Raw genomic sequence first — 16,219 nt, 5'->3', positions numbered from 1 at the left:
TCCGGTTTGCGCTCCGGCAGCGATGTCCGGCGGCGGATTTCGGGTGTTTCCGTTGTTCGTTTCCTTTTTGTATCTTCGCAGTAGTTTTTCCGACACGAAAAAAATGGAGCTGACAAAATTTTCCCGGCGGCCGTCGTGCGAAGTCGCGTTCGGTCCCGTGACCATCGGCGGGTCGCATCCTGTTGCCGTGCAGTCGATGACCAATACCGACACCAACGACACCGAAGCGTGCGTGGCCCAGATAGGGCGGATTGCTGCGGCGGGCGGGCGCATCGTCCGGCTCACGGCACAGGGACGGCGCGAAGCCGAAAACCTGCAAAACATAGCCCGCCGTGTGCGCGAGGAGGGGTTGGACGTGGCGCTGGTCGCCGACATCCATTTTCTGCCCGAAGCCGCCGCCGTGGCGGCGCAGTATGTCGACAAGGTGCGGATCAACCCCGGAAACTATCGCACGGAACACGGTGAGCTGGAAGCGCTTATCGAACAATGCCGCGAGCGGGGCGTCGCTCTGCGCATCGGCGTCAACCACGGTTCGCTGGCCAAGCGCGTGTTCGACGAGTGGGGCGACACGCCGCAGGGGATGGTCGTTTCGGCCATGGAGTTTCTGCGGGTTTGCCAACGCGTCGGATTCGACAGGGCGGTCGTTTCGATGAAGTCGAGCAATACGCGGGTCATGGTGGCCGCTTACCGGCTGCTGGCCGAGGCGATGGAGGCCGAGGGGATGCGCTATCCCATCCATCTGGGAGTGACCGAAGCCGGAAACGGGCTGGAGGGGCGCATCAAGAGCGCCGTGGGCATCGGGGCCCTGCTGGCCGACGGCATCGGCGACACCATCCGGGTTTCGCTGACCGAAGCGCCCGAACACGAAATTCCCGTAGCGCAGCTGCTGGCCGACTATTTCGCCGAACGGCCGGGCGAATTCGCGGTGCGCCACCCCGAACGCTATTCGCCTACGGAGTTCCGGCGGCGCAGCCGGGTGGCGGTGCCCGTTGTCCACGACGAACCGCTGGACGGATTCCGTATCCTCGAAGCCGTTTCGGGCAATCCGACGGCCGAACTGCGGGCCGCCATCCTCGGTTTGGAGCAGCCCGACGAACCTGTGGTCGTGAAACGCCGCTACGACGATGCGTCGCTCGAAACGGTGGCGGTCAAGGCCGCGGCCGACCTGGGCGTGCTGCTGCTCGACGGGCTGGCCGACGGCATCTGGGTCGACGCTCCGCAGCATGCCGCATCCGCCATCCGGGAGGTGGAACTGATGATTTTGCAGGCCGCCCGCGCCCGCTTCTCCCACACGGAATACATCGCCTGCCCCTCTTGCGGGCGAACCCTCTACGACATCGAAAAGACCCTTGCCGAAATCAAGTCCCGCACGTCGCACCTCAAAAATCTGAAAATCGGCGTCATGGGCTGCATCGTCAACGGCCCGGGCGAGATGGCCGACGCCGACTACGGCTATGTGGGTGCCGGGCCGGGGCGGATAACCTTGTACAAGGGCCGCGATGTCATCGCCCGCAATATTCCGCAGGAGGAGGCCCTCGACCGCCTGATAGCACTTATCAAGGAGCACGGCGAGTGGGAAGAAACCGAAAATTCAGAATTCAGAATTCAGAATTCATAATTGTTTTTTCCGGTTTTGTTCGCAGCGTTTTTCGGTATTCGGCCGGAGCCTGCGATGCACGCAAGCATTGCGGGCCTTCGCCGGGCGAGGCTCCGGCCCGCTATGGAAAGCCAGTCCGGATTTCGTTTTTTCTACTTCTGAATTGTGAATTGTAAATTATGAATTGACCATGCTTCTCCTCCCTCTTGCCTATCTGCCTTCGGTCCGCTACTTCGCCTGCCTGATGCAGGGCGGGTGCGTCGTCGACCTGGGCGAGCATTTCATCAAGCGCTCGGAGCGCAACCGGGCCCGGATTCTTGCGGCCGACGGGACGATGGAACTGACGGTCCACGTGGCGCATGCCAACCGTCCCCGGCAGCCCGTGCGCGATGTGCGGCTCGATTATTCCAAACGCTGGCAGCACCAGCATTGGGGGGCGCTGGTCGCTTCCTACAAAGGGTCGCCCTATTTCGATTTCTATGCCGACAGGCTGGCCCCCTTTTACGAGCGGCGTTTCGATTTTCTCGCCGATTTCAACCTTGGGCTGCTCGAATGCCTTTGCGGCGCGGCGCGGATTCCCATGCCCGCGGTGAGCGAAACCTATGTCGAGGCCCGGCCCGGCGACTGCGATCTGCGGCCCAAAAACGCCGAAGGCCCGGCCTTTGCGGCCGAGCCTTACGTGCAGGTCTTCGCCGACCGTCAGCCGTTCGTCCCTAATTTGTCTTTTGCGGATTTGCTGTTTGCGGAAGGACCGGAGAGCTCTTCGGTGCTGGGGCGCTGTCTATCAGCACGGTAGTGCTGTCGCGCAGCTTTCCGGCCCGGACTTTCACCTCGGCCCGGCCCGTCAGCGTCACCGTGTCCGAACGATATTGGCAGTCGGCGTATCGGGTCAGTCTTACGGTGTCGCCGCCGATGGTCATCAGCGGTTCGCCTGCCGAGCTGTAGACGCGGAACGTCTGTTGCGGCGAGGTGCGGTGACTGCTGTGTTTCCCGGCGATGTGCAGTGTCGGTTCCTCCTTGTTCCACATGGCTTTGTAGAGGTAGTAGGCGTCCTTGCGGCGCCGGCGGTCGATGGTCATCAGCCCCATGGCGTTGGTGCCGTTGTGTCCCCGCACCGAACCGAAGTCGAACATGTTCTCGACCCAGACGCCCCACAGCAGCGAGTCGTTTTGCAGGCAGCGGGCGTATTCTTCGTGGAAAAGGGTCTGGCGTTCTTCGGGCATCCGGTGCGTCGTGGGCTTGTTGTGCAGTGGCGCCGACGCATGGCCTATGACGCCCGGGGCGCCGTACTGGATGGCCGAGCGGAGGTGCGACCAGCTTTTGCCTAATTGTTCGAGCCAGATGTGCAGGTCGTGCGGATGGCCCTTGGCCCAGCCTACGGCCTGCCGCCAGACGATCATTTCGGTGATGAAGTTGATGTCGCCGTTCTTGTCGCTCACGGCCACCGTCGGGCGCGAGGGGTCGAGCGTGCGGGCCGCGTCGTGGAGCTTGCGGATGTAGGGGCGCACGTCGTCGCCCGTGTTGCGCAGGCGCGAGAAGATGCCCCACATCACCACCGAGGGGTGGTTGAGATTCTGGGCGACGATTTCTTGGAGCTGCTGCAGCCCGTTCTGCTCGAAAGCGGCCGTGGCGTAGTAGGCCGCATCGCTCAGAAACTGGGCCCGCTGCAGGGGCGTGTCGATCCACACCAGCATGCCCGTTTCGTCGCAGCGGTCGTAGAGGTGCTGGGCGTGGGGCATCACTGCTGAACGCAGGGCGTTGGCTCCCAAGGTGCGGATTTCTTCAAGGTCGAGGTCATAGTCGGCGGCGGTCAGCGTTCCGGCCGACAGGGCGTTGTCGTGGTAGAGCACTACGCCGCGCACGGGGATGTTCCTGCCGTTGAGCAGCAGCGCGCCCGGCGTGGCCTTTATCTGACGGAAGCCCGTGCGGACCGACACCCGGTCGGAACGGCCGTTTTTGCTCACTTCGACGTTGACTTTGTAGAGGTCCGGGTGTTCGGGCGACCATAGTTGGGGGTTCGGCACCGTGTAGGCGATTTTCAGCGGCCGTCCGTCGAGCTTGGCGTGCATGATGCGGTCGGCGAAGACCTTGCGGCCGTCGGGCGCCGTGATGTCGATCGCCACCGTGCAGGCGGTCTCGTTCTTGGAGGTGAGGTGGATTTCCAGTTCGCCCTCGGCCTTTTCGCGGGTCGCGGTCCGCTGGTGGACCAGCACGCCGTCGGTCCCTAAGTAGAGGGGCGACACGGCCGTGCGTTCGGTGACGATGAGCTCGGCCTCGCGGTAGAGACCGCCGTAGAAATTCATCTCGGCCGAGGTGGGCAGCACGTTGGTCCGTGCGGCGTTGCTCACGATGACCAGCAGCGAATTGTCCATGCCGAAGCGCAGCCTGTCGGTAATCTCGAACGTGAAGGCGGTCGCACCGCCGCGGTGTTCGCCCGCATGGCGGCCGTTGACGAAGAGGTCGGTCACGTTCTGCGCGCCGTAGAAGCGGATGAAGACCCGTTTCGAGGCCCATTCGGCCGGGATGCGCAGGTCGTTCTGGTAGAGCCCCGTGGTTTCGCGCAGCGAGCCTTCGGCCGTCGGGTTGTTGTTCCAGCTATGGGGCAGCGTCACGAACCGGGCGTTGTCGCTGTTGGGTTCCGAGGCGTAGAAGAAGCGCCAGCCCTCGTTGAGCGGATAGATTTCGCGGGCCCCCAGCGGCAGGGCCCAAAGCAGCAGCAGAGCGAGCAGGATATCTCTTTTCATGATGATTCGGGTTTTCCACAAAGGTAGTGCAAACCGGGGGGAATGCCAAATTTGTCGGGGCGTTCTGCGGAAAACAGGGTGGAATTCGCAATAAAATGCCTATCTTTACCCGCAATTTGCCGCTTTGCCGTGAATACGATCGACCTTATCGTTTGTCTGGTGCTGGCGCTGGCCGTGTGGAACGGGTGGCGCAAGGGATTCATCGTGCAGGCCGGGTCGCTCGTGGCGCTCGTCGTCGGGCTGTGGCTCGCCGTGCGCTTCGGCAAGCCGGTGGGCGAGTGGCTGCATTTCGATCCCCTGGTGCGCTCTGCGGGCGGATTCATCGTGCTGCTGCTGGGGTGCATCCTGCTGGTCGCCATCGTCGGGCGGATGTTGAAGCGACTTTCCCGTTTCGCCGGATTCGGGTGGCTGGACACCCTCCTGGGCGTGGGCCTTTCCATTTTGAAATACATGCTGGTCGTCAGCGTATTGTTCGCCGCGTTCGAGAAACTCAACGTCGGCTATTGGCTGGTGGACAGCCGGACCATCGAGACATCGAGAAGCTACCGCCCCGTGCTGCGGCTTTCGGGGCTGATTTTTCCCTATGCGGAACGGCTCGGCGAGCAGCTGCCGCAGGCGGACGAAAAGCAGGACGCATAGCCTATGGAACGGAGTTTTTCGGGAGTGGTGGTCCGCGCGACGGGCAGTTGGTTCGAGGTGCTGGCCGGGCAGGAGACGGTGCGCTGCCGTATCCGGGGACGGATGCGGCTCAAGGGGGTGCGGTCGACCAGCCCCGTGGTGGTCGGCGACCGCGTGGCGTGCGAGCGCGACGCTGCCGGGGACCACGTCATTACGGCCGTCGAGCCGCGCCGCAACTATGTCATCCGCCGCGCGTCGAACCTCTCCAAGGAATCGCATATCATTGCCGCCAACGTCGACCAGGCGCTGCTCATGGCGACGCTCCGCCAGCCCGAGACGGCGCCGGAGTTCATCGACCGTTTCCTGGTCACCTGCGAGGCCTACAAGGTTCCGGCCACCCTCGTGCTCTCGAAAGCCGATTTGCAGGAGCCGCAGGCGCTGGCCGAATTCCGGGCCGTCTATGAATCGGTCGGCTACCGGGTGCTGACGGTTTCGACCGCCACCGGCGAGGGGGTCGGCGAGGTTCGCGAATTGCTGCAGGGGCGGACGACGCTCGTTTCGGGCAATTCGGGCGTGGGCAAATCGACCCTCGTGCGGGCCATCGACCCTGCGCTCGACATCCGCACGGGCGAAATATCCGAAAGCCACGGCAAGGGACGCCACACGACCACTTTTTCGACCATGTATCCGCTTGCCGGAGGAGGGGCGGTCATCGACACCCCGGGCATCAAGGGGTTCGGGCTCATCGACATCGACGAGGGCGAGCTGTGGCACTATTTCCCCGAGATGATGCGCACGGGCCGCGACTGCCGTTTCTACAACTGCACCCATACCCACGAGCCGGGCTGCGCCGTGACTGCGGCGGTGATGCGGGGCGAAATCGCGCCGATGCGCTACGAAAGCTACCTCAAAATGCTGGACGACGATGACAAATACCGCAAATAAGGACACGGCGTGGTACGAGGAGCGGATCGCTTGCCTGGAGGAGTTCATGACCCCCGAGCGTGCCGGTCTGTTCCGCCGGACCCTGGCACAGCGGACGCACTACATGACCGTGCTGGCCGAGAATACGTTCCATCCGCAGAATGCCGCGGCGCTGATACGCCATTGCGAGGCGTTCGGCATCCAGCGGATGCACACCGTCGAGAGCTTCTGCGAGTTCCGCCCGGCCGCGGCCGTGGTGCGCGGCACCGACCGCTGGGTCGACGTCTGCCGCCACGCGTCGAGCGCCGAAGCGCTCCGCGCGCTCAAGGCCGAGGGCTACCGCATCGTGGCCACCACGCCCCATCGCGAAGATACGACCCCTGAGACGTTCGACGTCGCACGCGGACCTTTCGCCTTGGTTTTCGGCACCGAGCACGCCGGGATTTCCGACGAGGCGATCGCCGCGGCCGACGAATTTCTGCGCATCCCCATGTGCGGCATGGTCGAGAGCCTCAACGTGTCGGCTTCGGCCGCCATCCTCATCTATCAGCTTTCGCAGCGCGTGCGGCGGCAGGTCGGGGCGTGGGCCATGACCCCGCAGCAGCAGACCGAAACGCTCTACCGCTGGATGCTGCGCAGCGTTGCCGATGCCCCGCGCATTCTCGAACGGCGGTTCGGCGACGGGCCGGAAGATGGGGTTTCGGAAACGTCGGGTTCCTTGGAGCAATCGTAAAGTGCCAAGGTCTCAGACCTTGCGCCCGGGGCCGGCTCGCGCTTTTGGCGCGACCCCCGCAGCCGGCCCGGGCGAATGCAGCGGGGCTGTCCGGTTCCGCAGTCCATAACACGAAATTTTTCACTTGTATGAATATTCTTCGCAAACGGTTTCTTGCCCACGTGGCGCAGACGTCGCCTTCGCCGATGCTGGTAGAGGTTGCGCGGGCCGAGGGCACGTTTTTCTATACGCCCGAGGGCAAACCCTATTACGACTTGGTGGCCGGAGTGTCGGTCAGCAACGTAGGGCATGCCAATCCTGCCGTCGTCAAGGCCGTGCAGGAGCAGGCCGCGCGCTATATGCACGTCATGGTCTATGGCGAGCTGGTCGAAACGCCGCAGGTGGAGTATGCCGCCAGAATCGCGTCGCTGCTGCCCGGCGGGCTCGAAAGCGTCTACTTCGTCAACTCGGGGGCCGAGGCAGTCGAGGGGGCGCTGAAGCTGGCCAAGCGTTTCACCGGGCGCACGGAGCTGATTTCGATGCGCCGGGCCTATCATGGCTCGACCCACGGAGCTATGAGCATGATGGGGGCGCCCGAGGGCGAGGAGTGGAAGAATGCGTTCCGCCCGCTGCTGCCCGACGTGCAGGCTATCGAATTCAACGATTTCGGCGAGCTGGAGCGGATTACGGCCCGCACGGCCTGCGTGCTGGCCGAACCCGTGCAGGGCGAAGCCGGGGTGCGGCCGCCTGCGCCCGGTTACCTCGAAGCCCTGCGCAGGCGCTGCGACGAGGTGGGGGCGCTGCTCGTGTTCGACGAAATCCAGACGGGAATGGGGCGCACGGGCGCCATGTTCGCCATGCAGAAATACGGCGTCGTGCCCGACATCGTTTGCCTGGCCAAGGCATTCGGCGGCGGGATGCCCTTGGGGGCGTTCATCGCGCGGCACGAAATCATGGATACGTTGCAGACCGACCCTGTGCTGGGCCATATCACCACGTTCGGCGGCCACCCGGTCTGCTGTGCGGCGGGTCTGGCGGCACTCGATTATTTGCTGGAACACCGCGTTGTGGAGGAGGTCGAGCACAAGGGAGCGCTCTACGAAGAGCTGCTGGCCGACCATCCGGCCGTGCGCGGCATCCGTCGTTCGGGGCTGTTGCTGGCCGTCGAGCTGGGGGCTTCCGAACCGCTTTACCGCCTGATGGAGCTCTTCAAGGAGGCGGGCATCATGAGCGACTGGTTCCTCTATTGCGACACGGCGTTCCGCATTTCGCCGCCGCTGACCATTTCCGAGAGCGAGGTCCGCGACAGCGCTGCGCTGATACGGCAGTGCCTGGATGAATTAAAAATGAAAAATTAAGAATTAAAAATCAGGAAGTTACGCCCGGTTTTACGCTCCCTGTGCCTTTTGTTGCTCCGAGGAGCAAGGCGGATTCGTATTGCTTTTATGAAATTCGCCTTTCAGGCGGGCGGGCCGCAGCCTCTCCCGGCGGAGGCCCGCAAGCATCCGGCTGCCGCCGGGCGTGCTCCGCAGGCTCCGGCCCGAATTCCCGGCATCCCGTCATTGCGAGGGACGCTGCGACGACGGTGCTATTTCTCCGCAAAGGCCTTGAGGGCGGCGATTTCGGCGGCCCAGCGGCTTTCGTCGGGCGTTTCGAGAATCAGCGGAATGCCGTCGAAACGGCTGTCGCGGGCGATGTAGCGGAAGCACTCCCAGCCTATTTCGCCGTCGCCCAGCGGGGCATGGCGGTCGACCCGGCTGCCCAGGGGTTTCATCGCATCGTTGAGGTGCATGCCCCGCAGGTATTGCAGGCCCACTACGCGGTCGAGTTCGGCGAACGTGGCGTCGCACGCCGCGGCCGTGCGCAGGTCGTAACCCGCCGCAAAGGCGTGGCACGTGTCGATGCAGTAGCCCACGCGCGTCTTGTCCTCCACCCGCTCGATCAGATAGGCCAGGTGCTCGAACCGGAATCCTAAGTTGGAACCTTGCCCCGCCGTGTTCTCGATGACGGCCGTCACGCCGTGCGTGCGGTCGAGGGCCCGGTTGATGGATTCGGCGATGCGGTCCAGACTTTCCTGCTCGGAGATTTGTTTGAGGTGGCTCCCCGGGTGGAAGTTGAGCCGGTCGAGCCCCAGCTCCTGGCAGCGGAGCATCTCGTCGTCGAACGCCGCGCGCGACTTTTCGAGCCCCTCGGCTTCGGGATGCCCGAGGTTGATGAGGTAGGAATCGTGCGGCAGTATCTGCGCCGGGGCGTAGCCGTATTCTTCGCAGGCACGGCGGAATGCGGCGGTCTCCGCGTCGGTGAGCGGTTTGGCCATCCACTGGCGCTGGTTCTTGGTGAAAAGGGCCAGCGCCGTGGCTCCGATGGCGCGGGCGTTGGCCGGGGCGTTCCATACGCCGCCCGAGGCGCTTACGTGGGCTCCGAAGAATTTCATTCTTGCGAGGTGAAAGGTTGAACGGTTGAAGGTGCGCAGGTTAGGTCGGGGACCTAACCTTGTTGCAAAAATAAGATTTCTGCAAATATTTTCATAAATTTGCGGTTGAAATTCCATCATCCCCTGTTCTATGAAATTCCATTCGCTGCTTTTGCTTCTGCCGGCGCTCGCCGCGGCGCCCTCCGCTTCGGCCCAGTTTTCCATCGACGAGGTGGATGCCCGCCAGGAGAACGTGACTTTCCGCGACCCGGTCAAGTCCACGCCGGTCGACGTGGCCTATTTCAACCGGGCCCGCTACCGGGCTGAGCGGGCCGCCATCCGCAAGGAGCGCAACAAGCTCGAATTCGGCGGCGGGCTGCAGGGCGCGCTCACCTCTTACAACGACCCTTGGATCAAGGTCTCGGGCGGTGACAACTCCATCGCGCTGATGGCCAATCTGTTTCTGAACCATACATATACCAAGAACCTCTTTTCCGTCGAAACCAAGTTCATCGCCAAGTTCGGCTACAACCGCATGAAGGTCGAGACCGAGGTCAAGAACGAGGACGGTTCGACTTCGACTTCGAGCAACGGTGTGTGGTTCAAGAACCAGGACGAATTCGACCTCTCGGTGGCACCCTCGTTCAAGATGACGAAAAACTGGTCTTACGGAGCCATCTTCAAGTTCCGCAGCCAGTTCGCCAACGGCTACATTTCGCGTACCCAGCAGGAGGATTTCGAGCGCAAGAGCGCTTTCATGGCGCCGGGCTACCTCGACATCTCGCTCGGTATCACCTACAAGTGTCCCAAGCCCAAGTTCCCTATCGTGGTCAACATCTCGCCCATCGCCTTGAGCGCCGTTTTCGTGGAGAGCGCTCAGATTCGCGAGAACAAGTGGGACAAGAAGGAGGGTTGGCAGACCTACGGTCTGGCCGGACCCGACAAGTCGTCGAAGTACGAGGGCGGTTCTTCGGTGCAGATTGACTTCGACCGCACGTTCGGCCGCAAGGGCATCTTCCGTTACCGCACGTCGGTCTTCTCGTTCTACGGTTGGATCACCGACATCGGGCAGCGCAACAAGATTTCGGACTATTCCGACTACATGCACGCGCTCGACGAGTGGAACAACACCGAGAATGCGCCGATTTCGGCCAAGCCCAACCTGCCCATCCACCCGACCGTGCGCTGGACCAACACCATCGACATCAAGGCGACGAAGTACCTTTCCACGACGCTCAACTTCGAGCTTTACTACAACCGGGCACAAAATGTGGACGTGCAGACCAAGACGTTGCTGAGCGTCGGATTGGCCTACACTTTCAAGAATAAATAATGTACAACAATTCCATACGGACCGTTGTTTTCCCGCTGCTGCTGGCGGCCGGGGTGGTCGCCGGCGCGGCGCTGGGGCTCTATGCCGGGCGCCATTCGGGCGTGCCGCAGGCGTTTCTGCCCCAGGAGCGTGCCGACAGCAAACTCTTGCAGACCCTTTCGCTCATCGAGAACAAGTACGTCGACCCGGTGCCGATGGATTCGCTCGCCGAGCATGTCATCCCGCTTCTGGTCGGCGAGCTCGACCCCCATTCGGTCTATATTCCCGCGGCCGAAATGGCGGCCATGAACGAGTCGCTCGAAGGCGAGTTCGACGGCATCGGCGTGGTTTTCAACATGGCGACCGACACGGTTATCGTGCTGAATGTCATTGCGCAGGGGCCCAGCGACAAGGTCGGGGTCCGGGCGGGCGACCGCATCATCGAAATCGACGATTCGCTGGTCGCCGGGCGCAAGATTCCGCAGAACGACATCGTCAGGCGTCTGCGCGGGCCGCGCGGCACGACCGTGCGTCTCGGGTTGGAGCGGCAGCGGATTCCCGAGCTGGTGGAGGTGGAGGTCGTGCGCGGCGCCATCCCCATCAAGAGCATCGAATCGGCGTTCCGCATCGAGGGCAGCATCGGTTACATCAAGCTGGGTCAGTTCGCCCGGACCACCGCGGTGGAGATGCGCCGGGCGCTCGCCCTTTTGCGCGCCGAGGGGGTCGACCGGCTGATTTTCGACCTGCGCGGCAATGCCGGAGGGTTCCTCGACCAGGCGATTGCCGTGGCCAACGAATTTCTCCACAAGGGGCAGCTGATTGTCTACACCGAGGACCGCAACAAGGAGCAGCTGCGCGAGTATGCCGACGGAACGGGCACCGCCCAGGAGATGGAGGTCGCGGTGCTTATCGACGAGGGGAGCGCTTCGTCGAGCGAGATTCTGGCCGGGGCGTTGCAGGACAACGACCGCGGCACCATCGTAGGCCGCCGTTCGTTCGGCAAGGGGCTTGTGCAGCAGCAGGTTCCCTATCCCGACGGTTCGGCCCTGCGTCTGACCACGGCGCGCTACTACACCCCTACGGGCCGTTCGATTCAGAAGCCCTATACCATCGGCCGCGATGCCGATTACGAGGAGGAGCTCTGGAACCGTTACCGCAACAACGAGTTTTTCTCGGCCGACAGCATCCGTTTCGCCGATTCGCTGCGCTTCGTCACTCCGGGCGGCAAGGTGGTCTACGGCGGCGGGGGCATCATGCCCGACTTCTTCGTCCCGGCCGACACGACCGACGTGACGGATTATTTCGTGGAGGTCGCGGGCCGCAACATTCTCTATCGCTATACCATCGAGTATGCCGACCGTCACCGCGACGCGCTTAACGCCGTGGAGACCGTCGCCCAGCTCAAGGAACTGCTTGACAGCGACAAAACGCTGGTCAACAGCTTCATCCGCTATGCGGCCCTCAAGGGCGTCGAACCGCAGTACGCCGAAATCGCCCGGTCGCGGCGGCTTATCGAAGCGCAGCTGAGGGCCTACATCGGGCGCAACACCAAGTTGGAAGATACGGGTTTCTACGCCAACATCTACCCCGTGGACAAGGTGATAGGGCGGGCCATCGAAATCTTAAACGACAAACAGACAGATGATTAAGAAACTTATCGGAATGCTCTTTTCGGCGGCCGTCATCGCCGTCTTGGTCTTCACGGTCCTCGGGCGCGACCGCTACCGTTCGATGATCGGGAACGTGGATTTTTCGCTGCCGTCGTTCATGCGTTCGCAGCCGGAAGCGGAAACGGAGCCGAAAGCCAAGGCCGCACGGAACGCCGTGGCCGCTCCGACCAAGGCTGCGGAGGAGTCCGACGCCGAGGCCGAACCCGATTATCTGGAGGAGGACGAGCTGCTTACACCCGACCTCTTTTCGTCGGACGATTATTGATTCCCGTTTCGTTCGCGGCCGCATATTTTTTTGCCTATTTATTTGATTGCTCGCATGTATTTTTTATTTTTGCGGCTATAATCATTTATCCAGCGGAAAGACGAATGCCCCTGCGGGGAGGGGTTGGTGAATATCAAAGCGATAGAGGGCATGAAACGTATACTCTTGTTGTTGGCGATTGCCGTGACAGGTGTTCCGCAGGAACTCTGTGCGCAAAAGGCCGCGATAAAGACGAACCTGGTTTCCGATGCTTTTCTGAACGTCAATCTTGGGGTCGAGACGGGTCTCGCTCCCAGATGGACTTTTGATCTTAGGGGAGACGTCAATGTCTGGACGCTGTCGAACGACAGGCGCTGGCGGCATTGGGCCGTGCAGCCCGAATTCCGTTATTGGTTCTGCGACCGTTTTTCCGGTCATTTCTTCGGCCTGCACACCCATGGAGGACAATACAGTATCGGAGGATTCGACGGCCGGTTCAACCTGCTGGGCACCGATGCGCGCAAGCTCAAGGACGCCCGGTTCCAGGGTTGGTTCGTGGGCGGCGGGGTAGCGTACGGCTACACGTGGATACTGGGTCTCCATTGGAACCTGGAAATGGAGGTGGGCTTCGGCTATTCTTATACCCGCTACGACAGGTTCCGGTGTTCGGGATGCGGGAAAAAGGTCGAAACGAACCGGCCGCATCATTACGTGGGGCCTACCAAGGCGGCCATTAACTTGGTTTACGTGTTTTAGGGCGCAATGAGCTGGAAAAGTACGATATTCATCCTTGCGGTTCTTCTGGGATCGGGAGCGGACGGCCTGGCGCAGGAGACGACCGCCATCGTCCCCGGTGTCGCCGTCGAGCATTTCAAGGTGAACCGGAACGGCAAGTATCTCACCGTGGAGTTAGGCGTGGATTTGGCCGGGCTCGACGTGGCCTCCAACCGGGCCGTGCTGCTCACGCCGCGTCTGGTCAGCGGAGCGGATTCGCTCGACCTGCCGTCGATAGGCGTATATGGACGCAGACGCTATTACTATTACATGCGCAACGGCATAAGCGACATCCTGGGCGAGCAGGAAGCTGTTTACAAGGCGTCGCGGAAGCCGGACAACATGGATTATCATCGGCTCGTCCTTTACGAAGAGTGGATGGACGGGGCCGCCCTCAAGTTCCACCGCCGCGACTTGGGGTGCTGCCATGAAACATTGGCGCAATACGAGGGCGAGCTCGGACATTACAACGAGGTCTTCTTCCCGGAGCTGGTGTTCGTGCGTCCCGAAGCCGAAATCACGAAAACCCGTTCGCTGTCGGGAGCGGCCTTCATCGACTTCCCGGTAGACCAGACCGTGATTTATAGGGGGTATCGGCGCAATGCGGCCGAGCTCGGCAAAATCAAGGCCACCATTGATTCCGTGCGCTACGACAAGGACATATCCATCGTCTCGGTGTGGCTCAAGGGCTACGCCTCGCCCGAAAGCCCCTATTGGCACAACCGGGATTTGGCGATAGGGCGCGCCCGGGCGCTCAAAAGGTACATCCGGAACCTGTACCATTTCTCCGACAACCTCATTCGCACGGAATACGAGCCGGAGGACTGGAAAGGGCTGCGGCGATACGTGGAGCAGTCCGACATCGGTCATCGCCGGGAAATCCTCAGAATCATAGACAGCCGGATGAACCCGGATGCCAAGGAGGCGAAAATCAAGCGGACCTATCCCCGGCAGTACGATTTTCTGCTGCGGCATTGCTATCCGGCCTTGCGGCGTACGGAATATCGCATTGATTACAAGGTGCGCAGCTACACCGATTTGGAGGAAATCAAGCGTATCTTCGTGGAGCAGCCGTATAAGCTGAGCCTGAACGAGTTCTACCTCGTGGCCCGGACCTACGAGCCCGGCACCGCCGAATTTACCGAGGTGTTTGAAAAGGCGGTGCGTCTCTTCCCCCGCGACAAAACCGCCAACTTGAACGCCGCGAATGCCGCCATGCGCCGGGGCAACCACGACGCGGCGCGCAGGTACCTGGCCAGGGCGGGCGATTCGGCCGAGGCGGTCTATGCCCGCGGTGCGCTCGCCATCCGCGAGAAAGATTACGGGACGGCGGTCCTTTATCTGGAGAAAGCCGCCGGCATGGGGTTCGAGAAAGCCGCGGCGACGCTGGAGGAGCTGCGGGAAAGAAAAGGATACAAACAATATATCGAATAGTTTTTTTTCAAAAACAAGTGTAGTAATGAAACTCTCGGGTTTATTGGGGTGCCTGGCCGCCGTGGCGGCGTTCTGCGCCTGTTCTGAAAAAGAAGCGCCGGGCGGTGCGAACGGTTCGGAGGACAGCGGCCGTTTCCTGGCTGTCGAAATGGCGAATCCGGTAACGAAAAAAGCGTTGGCCGACGATTACGAAACCGGTTCGGACGCCGAGGACAAGGTCTATTCTCTGAGGCTTTATTTCTTCGACAGCGCCGGTCAGGCGGCTGCGGTAAGTCCCGGTGCGACCGTCAATTATGTGGATTGTCCGGAGGTCGGAGACCCGAAGGGCGCGGACGCCGCGGAGAAGAAGCTGCAGGCCGTTGTTATGGTCAGTACGGGTACGGCCAGCATCAGCAGCCTGGTCGCCGTCGCCAATTACGAAATCGCCGGGCTCGGAACCGAGGCTCTCTCCCTCGCGGAGCTGTGTCGGAAAATCGGCGCCTACGATTCGCCGCAGAAAGAGAACGGGGCCGACCCGCATTTTCTGATGACAAGTTCTTCGTATGCCGGGGCGGAGGGGTCGGTCGTCGTGACCGAAATAAAGCCGTCGCATCTTTGCGAGACGGAGGAGCTGGCCAAGGAAAATCCCATAGTCGTTCATATAGAGCGCGTTGTGGCCAAAACAAGGTTGAGGACCGCATGGACCGGCGGCGTCGTTACGAAAGGCGGGGTGATCTACAACGGCCAAACCTATGTGGCGGTGGCGCTGAAAGACCACAGCGGCCAGGAAATCAAGTCCGGCGGCAATCAGGTCTACGCCCTCTTTACCGCGTGGGACGTTACCGGCACGGTCGACAACTCCTACCTTTTCAAGAAAGTCAATACCCCGGCCGCCTGGAACTTAGGCTGGATTTGGAACAATTCCGACTTCTTCCGCTCCTATTGGGCCATGAACCCCGACCGGGTGACGCTCGGATATGTCAGGTATAGCGACATCGCGCAGGAGGTCGGGCCCAAGGGTGCCGCCTATTGTCTCGAAAACGCCGCCGACAATTTCAGCGACGGAACCAAGAGCAGCTACGACCCTGCCGCGCAGACCAGCAACCGCACGCAGGCAATCATTGCGGCCGTGTTGGTGACCGTCGACGGCAACAACCAGGCAACTCCGGTCGACCTGGCCAGATGGGCGGGTATGGATTACACGGAAGCGGGTGCGAAGACCGCCATGCTGAACACTGTGTCGACGGATATTTATGTAAAGGAAGGAAGCGGTTTCGTTTCCATCAAGCCGGAGCACGTGCGGTTCGTCACCGCTACGGCCGCGGGGATGGCCGACGACAGTTCGGAGGAGAGCCCCCGATACTTGAGCTGCCTGCAGCTGACCGACGCGGCCAGGAGCCTGCAGTTTTATGCAAGCGCTTCGGATGCCGCCACGCTGACAGGCAGCCAGGTCGACGGCATGCTCAAAGAGATACCCGGGGCCAAAGTCTGGAAGTCCGGCCTGACCTATTATTATACGGACATCCGGCATCTGGGTGCGGCCGAGACCAAGGGCCTTTACGGCGTGGTGCGCAACCACATCTACGACGTCAATATCAACAGCGTGGTCGGTCTGGGCACTCCGGTCTATGACCCCGACGAGGTGATTGTCCCGCAAAAGCCGGACAAGGACGAAACGTACATCGCCGCAGAAGTCAAAATCCTCGCATGGAGGGTGGTCGACAACGACACCGATTTGGAGTGGTAATTACAGGAGAGGGCGGTGGAGCGCGTGTGGCGGCCGCGGTTTCCTTGAAAA

Annotated in this window: 14 protein-coding genes; 12 read left to right on the top strand and 2 right to left on the bottom strand. The window is 61.8% G+C overall.

Going from position 1 to position 16,219, the window contains the following annotated elements:
- Window positions 1-103 precede the first annotated feature (103 nt).
- A complete protein-coding gene (ispG, locus tag QVG21_RS04750) occupies window positions 104-1,618 on the top strand; it encodes a (E)-4-hydroxy-3-methylbut-2-enyl-diphosphate synthase (RefSeq protein WP_287922690.1) in 1,515 nt (504 codons plus the stop codon).
- A gap of 169 nt (window positions 1,619-1,787) precedes the next feature.
- Window positions 1,788-2,393 (top strand): WbqC family protein, encoded by a 606-nt coding sequence (locus tag QVG21_RS04745; RefSeq protein ID WP_287922688.1) that lies wholly within the window; start codon window positions 1,788-1,790, stop codon window positions 2,391-2,393.
- Here the strand turns inward: QVG21_RS04745 and QVG21_RS04740 are convergent.
- On the bottom strand, window positions 2,311-4,341 hold the full coding sequence (locus QVG21_RS04740; RefSeq protein ID WP_287922686.1) for a glycoside hydrolase family 2 protein: 2,031 nt from the start codon (window positions 4,339-4,341) through the stop codon (window positions 2,311-2,313). The genes QVG21_RS04745 and QVG21_RS04740 overlap by 83 nt on opposite strands.
- A gap of 129 nt (window positions 4,342-4,470) precedes the next feature.
- On the opposite strand from QVG21_RS04740, the gene QVG21_RS04735 reads away from it, so the two are divergent.
- The 4 genes from QVG21_RS04735 to QVG21_RS04720 all read left to right on the top strand — a co-directional run bounded on the left by QVG21_RS04735 (window position 4,471) and on the right by QVG21_RS04720 (window position 7,953).
- Window positions 4,471-4,980 carry a CvpA family protein gene (locus tag QVG21_RS04735; protein WP_287922684.1) on the top strand — a complete coding sequence of 170 codons (510 nt, stop codon included), beginning with the start codon at window positions 4,471-4,473 and terminating at the stop codon, window positions 4,978-4,980.
- A 3-nt stretch (window positions 4,981-4,983) separates the two neighbouring features.
- Window positions 4,984-5,904, top strand: coding sequence for a ribosome small subunit-dependent GTPase A (rsgA, locus tag QVG21_RS04730; RefSeq protein WP_287922682.1), 921 nt, complete (start codon window positions 4,984-4,986; stop codon window positions 5,902-5,904).
- The gene (locus tag QVG21_RS04725) at window positions 5,885-6,616 is read left to right on the top strand and encodes a TrmH family RNA methyltransferase (protein WP_287922680.1); all 732 of its coding nucleotides are present in this window, start codon (window positions 5,885-5,887) and stop codon (window positions 6,614-6,616) included. Before rsgA ends, QVG21_RS04725 begins: the two co-directional genes overlap by 20 nt.
- Before the next feature lie 128 nt (window positions 6,617-6,744).
- Window positions 6,745-7,953, top strand: coding sequence for an aspartate aminotransferase family protein (locus tag QVG21_RS04720; protein WP_287922678.1), 1,209 nt, complete (start codon window positions 6,745-6,747; stop codon window positions 7,951-7,953).
- A gap of 230 nt (window positions 7,954-8,183) precedes the next feature.
- On the opposite strand, the gene nfo is transcribed toward QVG21_RS04720, so the two are convergent.
- Window positions 8,184-9,029 (bottom strand): deoxyribonuclease IV, encoded by an 846-nt coding sequence (nfo, locus tag QVG21_RS04715; RefSeq protein WP_287922676.1) that lies wholly within the window; start codon window positions 9,027-9,029, stop codon window positions 8,184-8,186.
- Between the two features lie 130 nt (window positions 9,030-9,159).
- Here nfo and QVG21_RS04710 point away from each other — a divergent pair, with 130 nt between their 5' ends.
- The 6 genes from QVG21_RS04710 (at window position 9,160) to QVG21_RS04685 (ending at window position 16,168) form a co-directional block, all read left to right on the top strand.
- Window positions 9,160-10,341 carry a DUF3078 domain-containing protein gene (locus QVG21_RS04710; protein ID WP_287922674.1) on the top strand — a complete coding sequence of 394 codons (1,182 nt, stop codon included), beginning with the start codon at window positions 9,160-9,162 and terminating at the stop codon, window positions 10,339-10,341.
- Entirely contained in the window at window positions 10,341-11,969 is a 1,629-nt protein-coding gene (locus QVG21_RS04705; RefSeq protein WP_287922672.1) for a S41 family peptidase, read from the top strand. Before QVG21_RS04710 ends, QVG21_RS04705 begins: the two co-directional genes overlap by 1 nt.
- Window positions 11,962-12,255 carry a hypothetical protein gene (locus tag QVG21_RS04700; protein WP_251214953.1) on the top strand — a complete coding sequence of 98 codons (294 nt, stop codon included), beginning with the start codon at window positions 11,962-11,964 and terminating at the stop codon, window positions 12,253-12,255. Before QVG21_RS04705 ends, QVG21_RS04700 begins: the two co-directional genes overlap by 8 nt.
- A gap of 150 nt (window positions 12,256-12,405) precedes the next feature.
- Window positions 12,406-12,990 carry a DUF3575 domain-containing protein gene (locus QVG21_RS04695; protein WP_251214954.1) on the top strand — a complete coding sequence of 195 codons (585 nt, stop codon included), beginning with the start codon at window positions 12,406-12,408 and terminating at the stop codon, window positions 12,988-12,990.
- Between the two features lie 6 nt (window positions 12,991-12,996).
- Entirely contained in the window at window positions 12,997-14,442 is a 1,446-nt protein-coding gene (locus QVG21_RS04690) for a DUF3868 domain-containing protein (protein ID WP_287922670.1), read from the top strand.
- A gap of 25 nt (window positions 14,443-14,467) precedes the next feature.
- Window positions 14,468-16,168, top strand: a complete 1,701-nt coding sequence (locus QVG21_RS04685) for an Mfa1 family fimbria major subunit (RefSeq protein WP_287922668.1) — start codon at window positions 14,468-14,470, stop codon at window positions 16,166-16,168.
- Window positions 16,169-16,219 lie beyond the last annotated feature (51 nt).

The organism is Alistipes sp. UBA6068 (assembly GCF_949428155.1).
Taxonomy (GTDB): domain Bacteria; phylum Bacteroidota; class Bacteroidia; order Bacteroidales; family Rikenellaceae; genus Alistipes; species Alistipes muris.
The sequence above is the reverse complement of the archived record's forward strand: the minus strand, read 5'-3'. Positions and strand labels throughout refer to the sequence as shown.